We start from the raw sequence: 17,954 nt of genomic DNA, 5'->3' as shown, positions 1-17,954 counted from the left end.
ATTAGTTGGTTGTTGGCAAAAAACCGTTGAGGTATTAATACTTCAACAGTTTTCTTTATTTAGTTACTTTAAAACGTATTTGTTGTAAATCAGGATTGTCTTTTAGAATAAAACCCGACCCGTTTTTGTCTAAAATCAAATCGTATAGTTTCGAATCATTTGGTAAGAATAATTTGCCTTTGGCTTGTGAAGCATCGGCAGTATATACTTTAAGTTCAATATTGCTCCAATCCATATCTTTTGTTGATTGTGCCAATTTAATATGAGGAATCACGGCACCATCTCTAATTAAAGCGATGATAGGAATACCGCCTGCTTTTATGGTATGCCAACCTTTTTCATAGATGTTACCTGTTTGGTAATCGATCCATTTTCCTTCTGGTAAATAGACATTACGTTCCGTAATGTTTTCAAAAAGTGGTGCCACCAACATATCTGAACCAAAAAGGTATTGGTCGTCTACTAACCAAGCCCCAGGGTCATTTGGAAATTCTACAAACAAAGCTCTTAGCATGGGAAGTCCCTTTTCGGAAGCATGTTTAGCTTGTGCATAGATATATGGCATCAACATATAGCGCATATTATCGGCATCCCTAAAGTCTTTTAAAAAGGCATCACTGTATTCCCAAGGTTCCGTTGGAGGTTCACCATGGCTGCGTACATGAGAAGTAAGCATTCCGAAAGGTGTCCATCTTCTATATAAATCTTCTGGCGATTTGGTTACAAATCCACCCACATCATGACTCCAAAACGAAAAACCAGACAATCCTAATGACAAACCTCCCCTCAACGTAGAGGCCATGGCGGTATTGGTTGTGGCAGCATCACCGCCCCAATGCAATGGATAACGTTGGCTACCGGCCCAAGTACTTCGTGCCCAAATAATAGAATTGCCAGTAACTTCTTTGGTAATATCGGCTACGGCTTTATTGTATCGTAAAGGGTACATATTATGTTCATAAAATCCTGTTCTGCCATTACTATAAATCCCACTGGCAGGTGCTGCCTCACCAAAATCAACTTTAATAACGCCCACTCCCATTTTTAAAAGCGTTGCGATTTTATCTTGATACCATTTTACGGTTTCAGGATTTGTAAAATCCAGCGTAGCATCTTCATAAGGAATGTTTCCTTTTTTATCTTTTACCGCTAATCCTTTTTCTATAATTTCATTGAACAACGTGTTTTTAGGTGAGAAATAAGGAAGCTGCCAAAGACATACATTAAAGCCATCTTCCTTCATATCGGCTATCATTTTTGTTGGATTATCGAATCGATTTTTTGAGAATTCATAATTATTTCTCCAATCGACTTCAAACCAACCGGTATCAAAATGAATGACATCACTAGGAATTTTATGCTTTCTTAAATTTTTAGCTATTTTTCGCCCTTCTTCTTCTGAAAAATAAGTAATACGGCTCATCCAAAACCCAAACGACCAAAGTGGCGGCATGTCTGCTTTACCCGTAAGGTCGGTATATTCATCAAGAATATCTTTTGGGTCGCCAATAAAAACGAATAAATCAGCTTCATCATCTCCAATCATCATAGCGTTTGCCGCATTAAAATATTTTCCAAAATCAACGGTTATCGGTGTAGAATGATGCATAAATACACCATAACCACGACTACTCATGTAAAACGGAATGGGTTTGTACATGGTTTCGTTTTGCACACCATTGGCATCATCAGTCCACAAAATCACTTTCTGACCACGCTTATTAAATTGTGTGAACGATTCGCCACAACCAAATATTTTTTCTTCAGGCGACATGGAAAATACGGCATTCATGCTACGTGAATAATCCTCTGCCCTTCTAACAAATGAAAAAGGGGTCACTGGCGTATAGGTGCTTTTAACATCATTGGAGTGTAAAGTACTGGTCAGTAATTTACCTTGGGCATCATAAATATAAACATGCCAAGGTTTTTCGGTTATTAAAACAGAGCCTTTGCTGCTTGTGTATTTATGTCCTTCAGCAACTTTGGAATAAGTCCATAAGTTTCTAGCATTTTTAGCAACGCCATTAACCAGCATCAACGACGGTTCTTCTTTTTTAAATTGTGGCCCGGAAGCTGTTTTTATTCTAATGGTTCTATCGGAAATGAATTCAACAGAAAATGGTAATTCTGGAGAAACAGCATATTCAGTTGTTGGAAATTCATTTCCTTGAACTGGAGAAAGTCTGCTCAACATATTATCAAAAGCTTGACTTGCCACAAAATTATGACGCAAATATTTTATGGTTCCTCTGCCGGTTTCAGGGTTGAAAGTTGTTAGCTCATCCGCTAGGTAATAGGTATTTCTATAATCTTCAAAATCTTTACTGATGTCTGGTGGTTCATTTAAAATACTATTGTTTTGAAGTTGTGCTAATGCCACACTCGCGAGCAACAAAAATAATAATGTAAAAAAATTGTTGCAGTTAATGTTATTTTTTAGCATGGTTAATTGGTTTTATCTTTTAATTTATATTTTCTATAAATTTAAAAATAATGTTTAATGTTCTATTAAATAATCCATTAGATTTAAGAATACTAATTTAATATCATAACGGCCAATGTAAAAAGCACCTTACTAAGTGAAGGTCAAGCTCTCATTTATCGTGCAAAAATCTGAAATCCCTTTTGAATGATCACTCAACTTTTGATAGAAGAATCTAAAATGACAACCGATGTAAATAGTTTTTTTACGAATTGAAGTCTGTCTATTCCAAAGGCTTTTATCTATTAACTCAAGGTCTTATTATATTAAATCCATTATGAATTTATGGACAAGACCTTTTAGGAATATACTTATAGTTTTACTTTAGAAAATAGTAGTGTACATTTAGAAATAGGATACTATCCCCTCTTGTAATCTTAAAAAAGTATTATTACCCCTAATACTTTAAGCTTCGCTCTGAGCTATTTTTGATTTCAAATATTATGAACTAGCTTTGCTCATTAAAACAAAAAATCCTTACCTCAAGGAGGAAAGGAATTTCTTGGTCGGGGTGGCAGACTCAATTTAATATCATCTTAACCCTTAATATTACTGCTTTCTTGCGGTTTTTATCTTTTCTTATTCACCTAATTGCACACTAGACTTAAAAAGAATAACTATAAAATCTAATTTGATTGTTTTTAATATTATAAAGATACAAATTATATGAATAAATATTTTAATTTCTTATACTCTCCTTTTTTGAGAATGAAGGTAATTACATTTAAAGAACATAAATAACTAATAGCTATTAATGAAATTCATTTTTCCAGAGTGAACATAAATGTTGTTCCTTTTGATAACTTTGATTCAATTTTTATTGATCCACTTCCTTTTTCTACTACTTTTTTTACTGTTGCCAAACCTATTCCATTACCTGTTTTGCCAAACCTATCTTTCTTAGCTACAACTTCAAAAATTTCGAAAATCTTTTCTTGGTTTTCTACAGCTATTCCAGGGCCATTATCTTGTACATAAAACTCGTAATGGGTATCTGAAGACGCTACTCCTATTTCAATTTCAATGGTTTCCTTATCATTATACTTTATAGCATTAGTAACAAGGTTTAGTAAAACCTGATCAAGAGCCGCTCTATTCGTATAAATCACATCAATTGAGTTTTGTAAACGGAGTTTCAATTCAGGTACGTTTATAAAAAGAGCCCTAATGCTTTTTAATAAATCATTTGGATCTATCGGCGATTTGTCTTCTTTAAAAACATTCTCACATCTACTATACTTTAATAATCCATCAATTAGATTTCTTAAAACGTTTGTAGATTCTTCAATTAAAACAAGCATTTCTTTTCCTTCATCATTAATCTGAGAACCGTACTCTTCTATAAATAAATTAGACAACCCACTAATTCCTGCCAGAGGCGACTTAAGGTCATGGGCTGCTACAAATGCAAAACGATCTAACTCTTTGTTTTTTTCTTCTAAATTCGATAAGGTTTTTTCTAAAGTTAGTTTGGTTTTCCTTAGGTTTAATATATTCATCACTTGTTTTCCCAAAGATTTCAATGCCTGTATCTGACTTTCACTCAATATTTTTGGTTTATTGTCAATTACACATAAAGTACCTAAAGGATGATTATTATCGCTAAGCAAAGGGATTCCTACATAGAAAATTACGGATGGATCATTCGTCACTAATGGATTATCATGAAACCGCAAATCTTTTCTTGCATCTTGAACAATAAAAACATTATCAGGTTCATTGATTGCGTGCGCACAAAAAGCATATTCTTTAGGGGTTTCTGAAACTTCCATACCATGATGAGACTTGAACCATTGTCGAGTATCATCAACCAAAGTAATTAAGGAAATTTTAGTGCCACATAATTCTGCAGCAATAGCTGTTAAGTCATCATAGTCAGATTCTGGAAGCGTATCAAGTATGGAATAAGACTCCAAATCTTTTAACCGCTCCCTTTCATTTATATATTCTTTTGGTTTTTGCATTAATTCATTTTATTTACAATATTGAAAAAATGTTTTCATTCATTTTAAACTTTTAATAAGTATTTCACTATCTGTAGTTTTATCAAAAAAACAATCAGCACCTGATCGTAAACAAGTTTTTCTTAATTCATTGCTTACTGAAAAAATAAAAACTTTAGATTCTTTTTTAGCCTTCTTTATTTTTTTTAACAAATCAATTCCGTTGCCGTCAGGAAGTTTTAAATCTAAAATGATAATATCTGGATTATTAAGGGAAAGGTTAATTAATGCTTTTTCAATACTAGTCTCCCAGCTCAAAGACTCTATATTACTTAATTCTAAAATGCGTTTTCCAAGCCATTTACCAATTTCGAAATCGTCTTCAATTAAAAGAACATTTATTTTACGCACCATTAGAGAGATTTTGTACATTTTTTACAACCACTAATATAGATGAATAATATAAGTATTTTACTAAGCAAAATGCCTAAAGTATTAATAATATTGCCTAGTAATTTGCACTTATGTTTTAGTATAATCAATAAATTTTATAATTTCATCTAAGGTGTTTTGTAATTGTGGTTATTAACAGGTCTCTATTTATAGGTTTGACTAAATAATCAATACAACCTGCTTTATTGGCTCTTAGTATTTCCATATCTATAGCTTGAGCAGATTGGGCTATTATCGGAACATTTCTTCTTATTTGCTTTATCTTGGCACATGCTTCCAGACCATTCATTCCTGGCATTATAAGGTCCATTAGCACCAAATCGATAGTTGTATTTGCCTTAAATATTTCCAAAGCCTCAATACCATTAGAGGCATGAATTAATCTGCATTTTTCATTTAATAATACTGTTTTCAAATAAATGTAATGAGACATCTCATCTTCACAAATTAATATAGTTTTTCCTTCTAAAGATTTTCCAATGCTCGATTTTTTTGTAACCTCATCTAAAGGTTTCATACTTAAATTGATTTTTTTTGGCAACTTAATTGAAAATGTAGATCCCTTTCCTAGATCTGATTTCACAATTAACTCTCCTCCAATATTGGTTACTATTCTTTTCGAAACAGCAAGTCCAAGTCCATTACCTTCATAATAACGGTCTGGATCCTTATTAACTTGCCAAAAAGGTTTAAAAATTAAATCATGAAACTCTGTAGCAATACCTACACCACTGTCTTCAATAAAAATTTCTAGATTCTCATCCTCAACAGATACCTTTAGTTTTACAAATCCTTTAGATGTAAATTTAAAAGCGTTGTCCAGTAAATTTTGAACTGCTTGAAACAACTTCACTTTATCAGTTTGTATCATTTTGTTTTCAAGGCTCGAATCAATTTCATATTGAAATTCAATTTCAGAACTCTTAAATTTAAAGCGTTGTTCATTAATAAAACTATCTAAATGGGCTTTTAAATTAAATGATTCGTTATTAACTTTAAGTATTCCAGAGTCGAGTTTAGAAATTTCCAATAAATCATTTATTGTTTTTATTAATCGATCACCACTTTTGTGCATGACTTCGATTAATTCTTTCTTTTCTTGGTTTGAAAAATTATAACTATCATCGACAAAAAAATCAATAAACCCCAAAATTCCGTTTAGCGGTGTTCTTATCTCATGATGCAAATTCTCTATAAAGGATGATTTTAATTTATCGGATTCTTCTGCTTTTTCTTTGGCATCAAGAAGTTCCAGCTCCATTTGTTTTCGTTTGGTAATGTCATCTATTGTGGCAAGATAAACAGCATGACCATTGCGCTTTAACAAAGATGTTGACATTAAAACTGTTTTCACCTGAATTGAGTCTTCATCCTTTATTGAAATTTGCAGTTCCTCTTTAGTGAAGTTTTTTCCTTGTATTGTTTCGCTAAAAATATTTGATAGCTTGCATGTATCAGCACTCGCAGATTGGAAAGAATTAAAATCAGTTTTTATACAACATACTATATCATTTATTTTTTGGCCTATTATTTCAGAACTATTTATTTTAAATTTTGTAGTAGCTTTTTTATTGACCCTCAGAATATTCATTTGCTCGTCAAAAAGAAAAATGCTTGAAGGTGAATTATCAAAAATCAACTTTAGTTCATTTTGGTTAGATTCTGCTTCTTTTTTTGATTCTATAAGTAAATTTTCGTAATGTTTTCTTAATGAAATATCTCTAAATCCAGTAAGTACCATTCTTGTTTTTCCAAACTCAATCAATCGTGAGGTAATTTCAATAGGTATTGTAGTATCATCATTTAAAACATAATTTGTTTCATAACGATGTTGTCTTTCTCTTATTTGCTTTTTTAAAATATCTTGATATGAATTGACAACATCATTAGAAACAAAATCAGCAATATTCATTGATTCTAAACGTTCTTTTGTTATTCCAAGATATTCACAGGCTTTTTTATTAACCTTTTTAATATCTCCTTTAAAATCGTGAAGAAATAGTGCCTCAGTCATTTCCTCGAAAAGGATTTCAAACTTTTTTTGACTGTTTTTTTCAGTTCCTTGGGTAATTACCCCTTCTTCATTATCTATCATAATTTTACCTAAATAAATCTTGACAAATGTCAAGTAAAAACCAAAACAATACCATAGGCATATTTCTCAATAATTGAAAAAGAATCCTTAGTATATTTCAGAAGTATGATTATTAATTTAACGCAAAGCGATTAGAAAAACATAAACAGACGTTATTTAGAAAAAATACTTTTTTTAACAAAAATATTTTTAAAACGGATAGATAAAACTTAAAATTAAACAAAAAAGAACCAAACTTAATAAAATACAAAGAGCGCAGTCTCTCACCTTGCGCTCTTCTAGTAAAAGTTAAATTTGTAAATTGCTATTATAACCTTTTATGGTACAAATATAGATTGGGAATGCAAACTCAACAATAAGCATATTTCCTATTTTTTTAAGTTTTTTTCTTAATTACTGATTACAGATATTATTTAATTAACTGAATTATAGCATTTAAAATAAAATAAAAGGATTAAGGATCTGTAAATTTGACTAATTATCTAAACTAATAAGTCCTATCTTTATAGCATACTTTGTTAATTCAGGTAATGAATACAGTTTCAGTTTATCCATAATGTTTTTTCGGTGTGAATCAACTGTTTTTGAGCTTAGAAATAAAATATCTCCAATATCTTTTGAACTTTTTCCCTCAGCAATCAGCTGTAAAATTTCCTTTTCACGCGACGTTAGACTTTCTTCTTCTTGTTGGCCAGAAATGAATTCACTTAAAATAACAGCAGATATGTTTTGAGCTATATACTTTTTATTGATTGACACTGTTTTAATGGCTTTAATTAATTCTTCTGAATCACAATCTTTTAACAAATAACCATAGGCACCAGCTTTAAACATTCCTAAAACAAAGCGCTTATTAGAATGCATTGACAAAGCAATTATCTTTGTTTCTGGATTTTCCTGCACTATTCTTGTAGTTGCCTCTACACCATTTAGACCTTCCATAGCGATATCCATAATAACGACGTTTGGTTTAAATTGCTTACATAATTTTATAGCCTCTCTTCCATCTTTTGCTTCACCTATAACTTCCATTGTAGTATTTCTTTCTATGACATTTCGAATACCATTAAGAAGAATCTGGTGGTCATCAACCAATAAAATTTTAATTTTCATAGCTACAATAATTTGTTTACTTTTAAAGGTACAAATATTTTTACCTCAGTACCAAACCCAAGCGTTGAATTTATAATGAACGTACCTTCTAGGTTTTCTATTCTTTCTCTAACCGCAAATAGTCCAAACCCGGAATTTGTTAGTGACCGACTGTTTAACTGTGATTTATCGAATCCACTTCCTTCATCTTTAATAATAATTTGTAGCCCATATTCGTATTTAGTGAAACGTATGTTTATTTGGTTAGCACCAGAGTGTTTTATCGCATTATTTAAGATTTCCTGAATAGCACGGTAGATGAGTATTAATTTAGGTTCGGAAAGTTTAATGTCGTTAAAGTCGGTTTCAAACTTAACTTTTATTTGATTTTGGTCCTCAATTTTTTCTGCTAGCCAATATATGGCTTCTATTAATCCGAGTTCATATAGTACAGGAGGGCATAAATCGTAGGTTATTTTTCTACTATTTTCAAGAGCTTCAGAAATATGTTTTATTACTGTACCAATTTCATTTTGTCTTTCGTTTGTTTCAATGTCATTCCATAAATCATTTAATTTCATTTTTGAAATGACGAGTGACTGACTAAGGTGATCGTGAATATTTGCCGCTATTTTCTTCCTCTGTTTTTCTTCAGCAAGCATCAATTCTGTTGTTAACTTTTGAAGGGAATTTTTATACTGATTCATTTTAATTTCAGTATTCTTTCTAGAAGTTACATCAAGCATAATTGAATCCCAAACAACACTTCCATCTTCGCGTTTATTCGGAATTCCAATACCTTCTATCCATTTTACTGATCCATCGGATAAATTGTTTTTAAACTCAATTTTCCAAGGGTTTAATTCTTCAAAAGAAACTTGAATTGATTTTTTTACTGGCATTATATATTCGTCATCTATTTGATTCCAAATTAGATTATTATTTTCCATCGCCTCTTGTGGAGTAATTCCCCAAATATCCTTTGATCTGTTATTTACATAAATTAATGCATCAGTTCCATCAGGGAAGAGTTTATACTGAATGATAGCTCCTGGCAAATTATTATGGATACTTTCTAGCAATCCTTTTGATTCTCGCAATTCATTCTCAGTTAATTTACGAGCAGTTACATTCCTAACAAAAACCAAACCGCCATGCGCCCCATCATAAAAAATAGGTTGTCCTTTTGTTTCTACCCATACTTCATTTCCAGTTACCTGAATCAATATTTGTTCAAATGGTTCATGTACTCTCTTTTTATCAATATTCAAGCTTTTTATTCTTTCTTCCGCTTTTTTATGAAAATCAGGGTGGAAATAATCGAGAACTGGTTTTCCAAGTAATTCTTTTTCATCTTTGGCTCCAAAAAGTTCAACTGCTAACTTATTTAGGTAAACAAAACATTTGTTTGCTTGTATGAAAATAGGATCTGGAGCCCCTTCAACAATGGCTCTAAACCTTTCTTCAGATTTTTTAAGTTCGTCTTCTTTAAGTTTTCGTTCTGTGATATCTTTTGATATTCCAGTTGCTCCTATAAAATTTCCCGAATCATCCAGTAAGATTCTTGCATTTGAAAGTGTGCTTACAATATGTCCATCTTTATGGGTAAATTGACTTTCATAATTTAGAAGTTTTTGTTTATTATTAACTAATTCCTGAAAGGTTTCAATTTCTTTTTGAATATGTTCTTTAGGGATAAACTGAAAAAAAGGTTTTCCTATTAATTCATCGGGTTCATAGCCATAAATAATTTTGGAAGCACTATTGAAAAATGTGAATGACCCTTCTGAGTCTATTGCCCAAATCACATCATGGGAATATTCTACCAAGTTTTTATATTTTTCTCTGCTTTCCCTTAATCTTAAAGTAGATTCCTTTAATGCGGTTATATCCTGAATAGCACCGAATAAACGTACGGCTTTGCCATTTTTCACTTCAACTTGTCCGTGTGTACGAACCCAAATATTTTTTTTGTTTGCTGTAATAAAAGGCAATTCAAGATCGTAAGGAACATGGTTTTCAACGGCTTCAATAAATGCATTTTTAATGATTTGTTGAGCTTCTAGAGCATAAAATTTCAACCCGTCTTCAACTTTTGGTGGGTTACCAATGGGTAGCTCATGTATACGGTATGTTTCATCAGAAAAATAAGGAGTCATGGTTTCTAAATCCAATTCCCAAGCACCAACTTTTGCCAATCTTCCTGTTTCATTAAGTAGATTTTCACTTCGCTCTACTTTTGAAAGTGCTTCACGCAATACGCGTTCATTTTCTCTAATTTCTTGCTCTGCCTCTTTCCTCTTGGTAATATCTATCATAACACCTACGATAGAATTCAAATTTCCTTGCAAATCATTATTGGCCGCTATGTATGAATCAACCCATACGATTTTGCCATCTTTTTTCTGGTATTTTCTCTCTATTTGGTAGTTAGAGATTTCTCCATTTATTAATTTGTTAAATAATGAATTAGTAGGCTGATCGTTTGGCAATATGAGTTCTTTGTTTTTTCCAAGCACTTCGTGAATACTATACCCAAACAATTTTTCCCAAGCTGGATTTACAAAAGTATAGTTTGCATTTTTGTCTAATTCCAATATAGCGATATTGGCGGTATGAATAATGTTTTGGTATTTGTTATATAGCTCTTTTAGACTTTGCTGTGCATATTTTTCATTGGTAATATCGTCAAAAGTTGTAAAAACTCGGTAAGGCTTTTTTTCTGCATTTCTAAATTGCGGCGATGCATTTACTTTTAGCCAACGGTAATCATTTTTTTTTGAATTAAAAACGCCCATGATTACGTTATTTACTTCCTTACCAGTTTTAAGAGCTACCATGCTGGCATGTGTTTCGCCCGGAAAATTAGAACCATCTTCATGAATAGCTTTCCAGTGAGGATCCATAGATGTTTTTCCTTGCATCTGATCGAGTGTTAATCCTAAAATTTGCTGTGCAGCTAGGTTTGCGTCAATAATTTCGCCAGCAGCATTTTGATAGGTTACCCCTAGCGCCATATTTTCGAAGAGTGTTCTAAATCGAATGTCACTTTCTTTCAATTCAATCGATTTGTTTTCCTTTTCAAGATAAACTTGTTCATATTTTTGGCGATATGTAAGAGTGTGAAAAATATCCTTAAATGGCTTGGCGCTACTGCCTAATTTTTCAGATTCACTATCAATATATGATATATAAAACCAAAAAATTAAAGAATAGATTAAGGTAGATGAGAGCTTCGCCATCAAACCAGAAATTAATATTTGATAGAACATATCTGTTTCAGCAAACGCACCTAAAACAAAAAATAAGGAGTCGATGCTGACTATAATTGACATGGTCAAAAATATCTGAAAAAAAAGGTTGGAAATATATCTTGAAATTATTTCATATAAAAAAATGATAAGAAAAGCATCCATAAACAATACTAAAGTACCTACTATAAGTACCCTAGAGTTCGTTAAAAAAAAATCTTCTGGTAAATTGTAAACATTAATAGTATGTTGCCCCATAATAGACCAACTGAAAATAATTTGTAGAGCTGCCAAAACTAAATTAGCAGCAAGTAGAGCATAAATAACTTTTCTTGCTTCAATAGCATCTTCACGTATATAAATAAGAAGTACGGCGAATAGGCTACCCGTAAATAGTACCATAGATCCAGGAGAAACCATAATACCGGGAATTACTTCAATAAAAAATGCAGCAACAAGAAAAGTCTGCATAAATTGAAAAACTCCAAGTGCTGTAAATATTAAACTCAAACCAAAAATGGATCTTAGTTTAAAAAGAAATAATAGTAGAGAGCCAACTATAACACATTGTAAAGTCAAAATTAATAATTGGGTAATTGCTATTCCGTCCATAATCCCTTAGAGGTTTTTTAATCTATCTAGTCTAAAATACAAAATAAAATTCACTTCATATTTCAGCAAAAAAAATCTTAAAATTAAGGATTAGAAAAACAATTTAAAAGATTCAATTACAAAAGTGTTTAGTTAAAATAACTTAGGTTAGATTTTTAATTTAGGTAATGATATCCTTTAAGGTTTTGTGGGCTTCATCTTCTCCTAAAGACCTTGCTTTTATAGCATGTGCTGTAATGAGTTTTGATTCTTCTATGAGTTGTTTGTAGAAGCGTAGTAATTGATTAGGTATTGAGGATTCGTATCTTTTTGGTTGTCCCCCTACCTCGATTTTTACTTGAATCCCATTAACTAACCTGAATAGCACGCTTTAAACTGATTTCGGCTCGTTCTCCTGCAACAGTTACACGTGCATAAATAGATAATATATTGTCTTGACTTCTCGATTTTCTTGTAGATAAAAGTGCTGAAAAGGTACTGTTTGTTTGCGTTCTAAAAGGTTTTAATTCGACATTTTTGCAAAAACAAAAGTCAAATCATTCTTAAATGTTCCTTAAAACTACAACAATTCCGGTAAATAAGTGTTCACCGATTTGCAAACCTTTTATATGATTTCAATTGGTTTTATTTGATATCAAACAAAATGGCTAAAAACAAAAAACACTGATAATCATACAATTAACAGTGTTTTGATACTACCTATTTCTAGGTTCGTCGGGGTGGCAGGATTCGAACCTGCGACCTCCTGCTCCCAAAGCAGGCGCGATAACCGGGCTACGCTACACCCCGAAATGATTATCTTCTTTTGCGGAGAGACAGGGACTCGAACCCTGGCGACACTTACGCGTCGACAGATTAGCAATCTGCTCCATTACCACTCTGGCACCTCTCCGAATTTAAAGAACTTCTGCAATAAAATTGCGGTTGCAAATGTAACGCATCATCTTTTACAACGCAACTATTTTTATTCTTTTTTTGTATATCTATTCTGGATATTCTATTCGCAGATGGTAAATGTTTGCTAGCTTGTGCTTTAACACTTTTTTTATGGATTCTATTTCCTTAAAAGTAATGTTCGCATTCAAAAATTGATCGTCTTCAATTTGTTTGTTGATAATGCTTTCAACAAAGCTGTCAATTTTAATGGATGTTGGGTTTTTTAAACTTTTTGAAGCGGCTTCAACACTATCGCACATCATTAAAATAGCCGTTTCTTTACTAAATGGCCTTGGACCTGGATAACAAAAATCCTTTCTTTCTACATATTCATTAATCTCTTTTTCTTTCATGTAAAAGAAATAGACAGCACTAGTTCCATGATGCGTTCTTATAAAGTCCATGATTCTATCCGGAATATTATACTTTCTGGCTATCTCTATACCGTTTATAATATGGTCTACAATAATTTTAGCGCTTTCCTTTGGAGATAACTCTTCATGCGGATTAATGCCTGTAGTTTGATTTTCTGTGAAATATGTTGGGCTTTTCATTTTTCCTATGTCATGGTAGAGGGCGCCTACCCTAACCAACATGGCATTAGCGCCTATTTCACTAGCACATGCTTCCGCCAAGTTTGCAACACTTAGTGAATGATGGAATGTACCAGGTGCCACATTTGATAATTCTTTTAACAATTTGGAATTTGTATCGGACAATTCCAAAAGAGATACATCAGAAACCAATCCGAAAATTTTTTCATAAGCATAAATAAGAGGTTGCACAAATAATGTAGCAAGTCCGCATAAAATAAACCAAATAAATGTTTCCCAATTAATGGTTTCTACACTTCCTTCATGAATTACAAAAAAGGCAAAGTAGGCTATGATATAAACGAGGGTTATCTGTACCACAGAAATGAATAAATTGGCACGTTTATACAACTCAGATACTGTTAGAATGGTAACGATGCCGGCAATAATTTGAAGAAACATATATTCATAACTGTTGGGAACAATTGACCCCAAAAGTAAAACCGTAATAACATGGGCAAACATGCCCAATCTTGCGTCAAAAAAAGCTTTCAATACTAATGGCAAAATACAAATGGGTACAATATAAATAAATTTAGAATTGTAATTGACTACCAACGTAGTAAGTAATACCATTAAAAATATATTGAAAAATATGAAAGTAACTTTGGTGTTGTTCTCAAATATATCCAATCGATATTTTCTTAAGAATAAAAGCAACATTAATAATGCTAAGGAAACCAAAACCGTATATGCAAACAATATCCAATTATAGTTGGATTTTGTCCACACCTGAGATTCAAATTCTGCCTTTAACGATTTTAATATTTGGTACTTGTCGCCCTCTACAACTTCACCTTTCGATATGATGATGGTCCCTTTTTCTATACTACCCCTTGAATAAGATATTTTATCTAAATCATCTTTTAATGCCTTATTGGTGAACGATTCATTTAAAGTCAAATTGGGTATCACAAGATCAAAAAATAAGGATACAAACACCGTTTCGTAAGCATCTAACTTAGCTTCAGAAAGGATTTTTACTATAACAGATTTTACTTCATCTTGTTTGATTAAGTTTGAAAATTGTGTATTGTGCTTTTTAACCTGTCCGTCAAGAATAACGGCAACCCTGTCATCAGGATAATTATAATTTTCATTTAAAATGCCATAATGATATAATTCGGAAATGATTTTAGTTCCTGTATTATATACATCATCCCGTGTAGATTTTGGCAATGAATCTGAAAATGTTTTTTCAAATTCGACATTAAATAAATTGACAACCTTTTGCTCAATTAAAGCATCTTCATTAAAATAAACAATGGAATGGTCAATAATGTTTTGTTTTTCAGCATTTATTTCTTCGTCAGATTTTTGGACGGCAAAATTGAAAGGCGCATAATAATTTTCTGATTGCCATGGTTTTCCTTTCTCAAAATTGTACTTAAATTTTCCACTTTTAGGAAACAGATAAACAATTAAAAAAGTAGTGCATACAAACAGTAACGCTTTGTAAATCAAAGAATGATTTTTATATAATTTATTTATAAAATCTTGCATTACTAGGATTAGGTCTTCAAATGTAATAAATTCTAGGGTTTCTTTTAACTTTTAAAATATAGTAATCCATCCTATTTCTGCTAAAAAATGATTAATTTCGTACTTACTAAGCTAATGCATTTAGATAATGAATAAAGACGTGGTTATTGTATCTGCAGCCAGAACACCAATTGGTAGTTTTATGGGAGCGTTATCAACCATTCCTGCACCCAAACTTGGTGCAGTTGCTATAAAAGGAGCATTGGAAAACATACAACTTAATCCGGAATTAATTGATGAAGTTTTCATGGGACAAGTGGTTCAATCGGGTTCCGGACAAGCTCCTGCAAGACAAGCAGCTATATTTGCTGATATACCTAATACAGTACCTTGTACGACCGTAAATAAAGTGTGTGCTTCTGGCATGAAAGCCGTCATGTTAGCTGCACAAAGCATCGCCATTGGCGATAATGATATTGTTGTTGCGGGCGGTATGGAAAACATGAGTTTAATCCCCCATTATTTATATGCTAGAATAGGCACAAAGTTTGGTTCTACACCATTAATTGATGGCATGCAAAAAGATGGATTGGTAGATGCGTACGACCAAAATGCCATGGGCGTTTGTGCCGATATGTGTGCTAATGAATATGAATTTACCCGTGAAGACCAAGATGCCTTCGCCATACAATCCTATAAACGTGCCAGTGAGGCATGGGAAGCTGGTAAATTTAATAATGAAGTCGTGCCTGTTGAAGTGCCACAACGCAAAGGCGAACCAATTATAGTTAATGTAGATGAAGAATTCACGAATGTGGATTTAGCTAAAATTCCATCCCTGCGTCCTGCATTCACAAAAGACGGTACTGTTACAGCTGCTAATGCCTCAACCATAAATGATGGTGCAGGCGCCATGATTTTGATGAGCAAGGAAAAAGCGGAAGCATTAGGTCTGAAAATTTTAGCCACCATAAAAGGCTATGCAGATGCTGCACAAGAACCTGAATGGTTTACTACTGCACCAGCAAAAGCGTTGCCGAAAGCTTTAAAAAAAGCAGGAATCTCAATAAACGATGTTGATTTTTTTGAGTTTAATGAGGCGTTTTCAGTCGTTGGTTTGGCAAACATGAAACTTCTCGGACTTACAGATAAAAACGTCAATGTAAATGGAGGCGCGGTATCTTTAGGGCATCCATTGGGATGTTCTGGCGTTAGAATTTTAATTACTTTACTTAATGTATTAGAGCAAAATAATTCAAAAATTGGAGCAGCAGCCATTTGTAATGGTGGTGGTGGTGCTTCGGCTGTCATTATTGAGCGTTACTAAATATTTTTTGATGATACACATTTTAATACAATCCATGTTCTTTTTTAAAATTAAATTTTCAAATTGCGGTATGATATCTAATAATCAAAAATACCTTAGAAATAGATAGTAGCATGCAATACGGCGTTTGTAATTTAAGCATCGTTCCTTTAAGATTGGAACCAACAGATAAAAGCGAACTGGTTTCCCAAGTATTATACGGCGATTTTTTTAAGGTGTTGGAAGAACGTAAATCTTGGAGTAAAATCAGATTAGCGTTTGATGGTTATGAAGGCTGGATAGATAATAAACAATACAAAAACATTGATGAAAGTCAATATCTATTACTTAATACATCAAGTCCTAAATTATCGATTGATTTGGTTGAATTCATTCAAGATGAAAACCATCAATTACATCCCATCCTCTTAGGATCTTCATTAAATGCTCTATCAATACTCAATCATTCACACGACGGGAACATTATTGAAGGTGTTCTACATAAAAACAATCTTATAGAAACCGCTTTTTTATATTTAAACAGTCCATATTTATGGGGAGGTAAAACGCCTTTTGGAATAGATTGTTCTGGATTTACACAAATGGTTTATAAGCTAAATGGTTATAAACTTTTACGGGACGCTTCCCAACAAGCTACCCAAGGCGACCCTTTAAGTTTTATTGAAGAAAGCGAACCTGGTGACTTAGCTTTTTTTGATAATAATGAAGGAGCCATTATCCATGTGGGGATTATTATGAGTGATAATTATATCATCCATGCACATGGGAAAGTGAGAATAGACCGTTTAGACCACTATGGAATTTATAATGTTGACAAAAAAACGCATACCCATAAACTTCGCGTCATTAAAAAAATAATATAAATACTATTCCTTTATTACAAAAGCTTATGAATTTGTGCATATTGTAGCAAAACGATGGTTCTTGTATCCACAATCTCGCCATTGTTTAACATATCAATAGCTTTATTAAAAGGAATTTCAAGTACTTCAATATCTTCATGTTCGCTATCCAAACCCCCACCAGAACTGACTTTCATAGCATCAGTATATTCACCAACAAAAAAATACATTTTTTCGGTCATAACCCCTGGCGAACTGTAAGCTTCAAATACTTTTTTTACGTTCTCTAATCTATAACCAACTTCTTCTTCTGTCTCTCTAATAATACAAGCTTCTGGATTATCTTTATCTAACATGCCGGCACAAATCTCCACCAACATGCCATCTTCATTATCATTCATATAAGTGGGCATTCTAAATTGCTTGGTCAGTATAACCGTTTGCTTTTCTTTATTGTAAAGCAAAATACCAGCACCATCGCCTCTATTATACACTTCCCTTGATTGAGTTACCCATGTTCCGTTACTAAGTCTATAATCAAATGTTATTTTTTTTAAGATGTAATAATTGTCGGAAAGTAATTTGCTAACTATATTTTTTATTCGTGTTGAAATCATTTTTAAAATTAATATTTAGTAAATTAAAGTAGGTTTATGATATCGTTTTTATTTTTTCAATTTTGATAAAAATACCAATTCCTAAATTGATATGTTTATAATTTCTAACGCACCTATCCCTATAATGGAATAGAAGTTGAGTAAAAGTATAATAAAATCAATAGATAAGCAATGACAATAATAGAAGTACAAAAAAAATACAGCACACAGGCGAAATGCTTGAAAT

Annotated in this window: 11 protein-coding genes and 2 tRNA genes; 2 read left to right on the top strand and 11 right to left on the bottom strand. The window is 32.4% G+C overall.

Annotation, left to right across the window (positions count from 1 at the left end):
- Positions 1-55 precede the first annotated feature (55 nt).
- The 10 genes from CDH50_RS13995 to CDH50_RS13950 form a co-directional block, all read right to left on the bottom strand.
- On the bottom strand, positions 56-2,446 hold the full coding sequence (locus CDH50_RS13995; protein ID WP_100612917.1) for a glycoside hydrolase family 31 protein: 2,391 nt from the start codon (positions 2,444-2,446) through the stop codon (positions 56-58).
- An 800-nt stretch (positions 2,447-3,246) separates the two neighbouring features.
- A complete protein-coding gene (locus CDH50_RS13990; RefSeq protein WP_100612916.1) occupies positions 3,247-4,449 on the bottom strand; it encodes a sensor histidine kinase in 1,203 nt (400 codons plus the stop codon).
- A 39-nt stretch (positions 4,450-4,488) separates the two neighbouring features.
- On the bottom strand, positions 4,489-4,860 hold the full coding sequence (locus tag CDH50_RS13985) for a response regulator (RefSeq protein WP_100612915.1): 372 nt from the start codon (positions 4,858-4,860) through the stop codon (positions 4,489-4,491).
- 124 nt (positions 4,861-4,984) lie between these two features.
- Positions 4,985-6,976 carry a PAS domain-containing hybrid sensor histidine kinase/response regulator gene (locus tag CDH50_RS13980; protein ID WP_100612914.1) on the bottom strand — a complete coding sequence of 664 codons (1,992 nt, stop codon included), beginning with the start codon at positions 6,974-6,976 and terminating at the stop codon, positions 4,985-4,987.
- A gap of 474 nt (positions 6,977-7,450) precedes the next feature.
- Positions 7,451-8,089, bottom strand: a complete 639-nt coding sequence (locus tag CDH50_RS13975; protein ID WP_100612913.1) for a response regulator — start codon at positions 8,087-8,089, stop codon at positions 7,451-7,453.
- Positions 8,090-8,091: 2 nt separating this feature from the next.
- A complete protein-coding gene (locus CDH50_RS13970) occupies positions 8,092-11,931 on the bottom strand; it encodes a PAS domain-containing sensor histidine kinase (protein ID WP_100612912.1) in 3,840 nt (1,279 codons plus the stop codon).
- Between the two features lie 160 nt (positions 11,932-12,091).
- A complete protein-coding gene (locus CDH50_RS13965; protein WP_100612911.1) occupies positions 12,092-12,298 on the bottom strand; it encodes a hypothetical protein in 207 nt (68 codons plus the stop codon).
- 347 nt (positions 12,299-12,645) lie between these two features.
- Positions 12,646-12,720 (bottom strand) — tRNA-Pro (locus CDH50_RS13960).
- A 19-nt stretch (positions 12,721-12,739) separates the two neighbouring features.
- Positions 12,740-12,823: transfer RNA gene (locus tag CDH50_RS13955), tRNA-Ser, on the bottom strand.
- A gap of 91 nt (positions 12,824-12,914) precedes the next feature.
- Positions 12,915-14,963 carry an HD family phosphohydrolase gene (locus CDH50_RS13950; protein ID WP_100612910.1) on the bottom strand — a complete coding sequence of 683 codons (2,049 nt, stop codon included), beginning with the start codon at positions 14,961-14,963 and terminating at the stop codon, positions 12,915-12,917.
- Positions 14,964-15,090: 127 nt separating this feature from the next.
- On the opposite strand from CDH50_RS13950, the gene CDH50_RS13945 reads away from it, so the two are divergent.
- Both CDH50_RS13945 and CDH50_RS13940 read left to right on the top strand, forming a co-directional pair.
- Complete coding sequence (locus CDH50_RS13945; RefSeq protein WP_100612909.1) at positions 15,091-16,269, top strand: acetyl-CoA C-acyltransferase; 1,179 nt, start codon at positions 15,091-15,093, stop codon at positions 16,267-16,269.
- Positions 16,270-16,382: 113 nt separating this feature from the next.
- On the top strand, positions 16,383-17,132 hold the full coding sequence (locus CDH50_RS13940; RefSeq protein WP_100612908.1) for a C40 family peptidase: 750 nt from the start codon (positions 16,383-16,385) through the stop codon (positions 17,130-17,132).
- Between the two features lie 14 nt (positions 17,133-17,146).
- Here CDH50_RS13940 and nudK read toward each other — a convergent pair whose 3' ends face one another.
- Positions 17,147-17,728: a GDP-mannose pyrophosphatase NudK gene (gene nudK / locus CDH50_RS13935; RefSeq protein ID WP_100612907.1), complete on the bottom strand. Its 582-nt coding sequence runs from the start codon at positions 17,726-17,728 to the stop codon at positions 17,147-17,149.
- Positions 17,729-17,954: the final 226 nt, after the last annotated feature.

The sequence above is a fragment of the Confluentibacter lentus genome (genome assembly GCF_002806995.1).
Classification (GTDB): Bacteria; Bacteroidota; Bacteroidia; order Flavobacteriales; family Flavobacteriaceae; genus Confluentibacter; species Confluentibacter lentus.
The sequence above is the reverse complement of the archived record's forward strand: the minus strand, read 5'-3'. Positions and strand labels throughout refer to the sequence as shown.

Bases quoted from the DNA above. Each gene is read 5' to 3' on its own strand.
- CDH50_RS13985 (WP_100612915.1), bottom strand. From the start codon at position 4,860: ATGTACAAAATCTCTCTAATGGTGCGTAAAATAAATGTTCTTTTAATT.
- nudK (WP_100612907.1), bottom strand. From the start codon at position 17,728: ATGATTTCAACACGAATAAAAAATATAGTTAGCAAATTACTTTCCGAC.
- CDH50_RS13980 (WP_100612914.1), bottom strand. From the start codon at position 6,976: ATGATAGATAATGAAGAAGGGGTAATTACCCAAGGAACTGAAAAAAAC.
- CDH50_RS13995 (WP_100612917.1), bottom strand. From the start codon at position 2,446: ATGCTAAAAAATAACATTAACTGCAACAATTTTTTTACATTATTATTT.
- CDH50_RS13975 (WP_100612913.1), bottom strand. From the start codon at position 8,089: ATGAAAATTAAAATTTTATTGGTTGATGACCACCAGATTCTTCTTAAT.
- CDH50_RS13945 (WP_100612909.1), top strand. From the start codon at position 15,091: ATGAATAAAGACGTGGTTATTGTATCTGCAGCCAGAACACCAATTGGT.
- CDH50_RS13990 (WP_100612916.1), bottom strand. From the start codon at position 4,449: ATGCAAAAACCAAAAGAATATATAAATGAAAGGGAGCGGTTAAAAGAT.
- CDH50_RS13970 (WP_100612912.1), bottom strand. From the start codon at position 11,931: ATGGACGGAATAGCAATTACCCAATTATTAATTTTGACTTTACAATGT.
- CDH50_RS13950 (WP_100612910.1), bottom strand. From the start codon at position 14,963: ATGCAAGATTTTATAAATAAATTATATAAAAATCATTCTTTGATTTAC.
- CDH50_RS13940 (WP_100612908.1), top strand. From the start codon at position 16,383: ATGCAATACGGCGTTTGTAATTTAAGCATCGTTCCTTTAAGATTGGAA.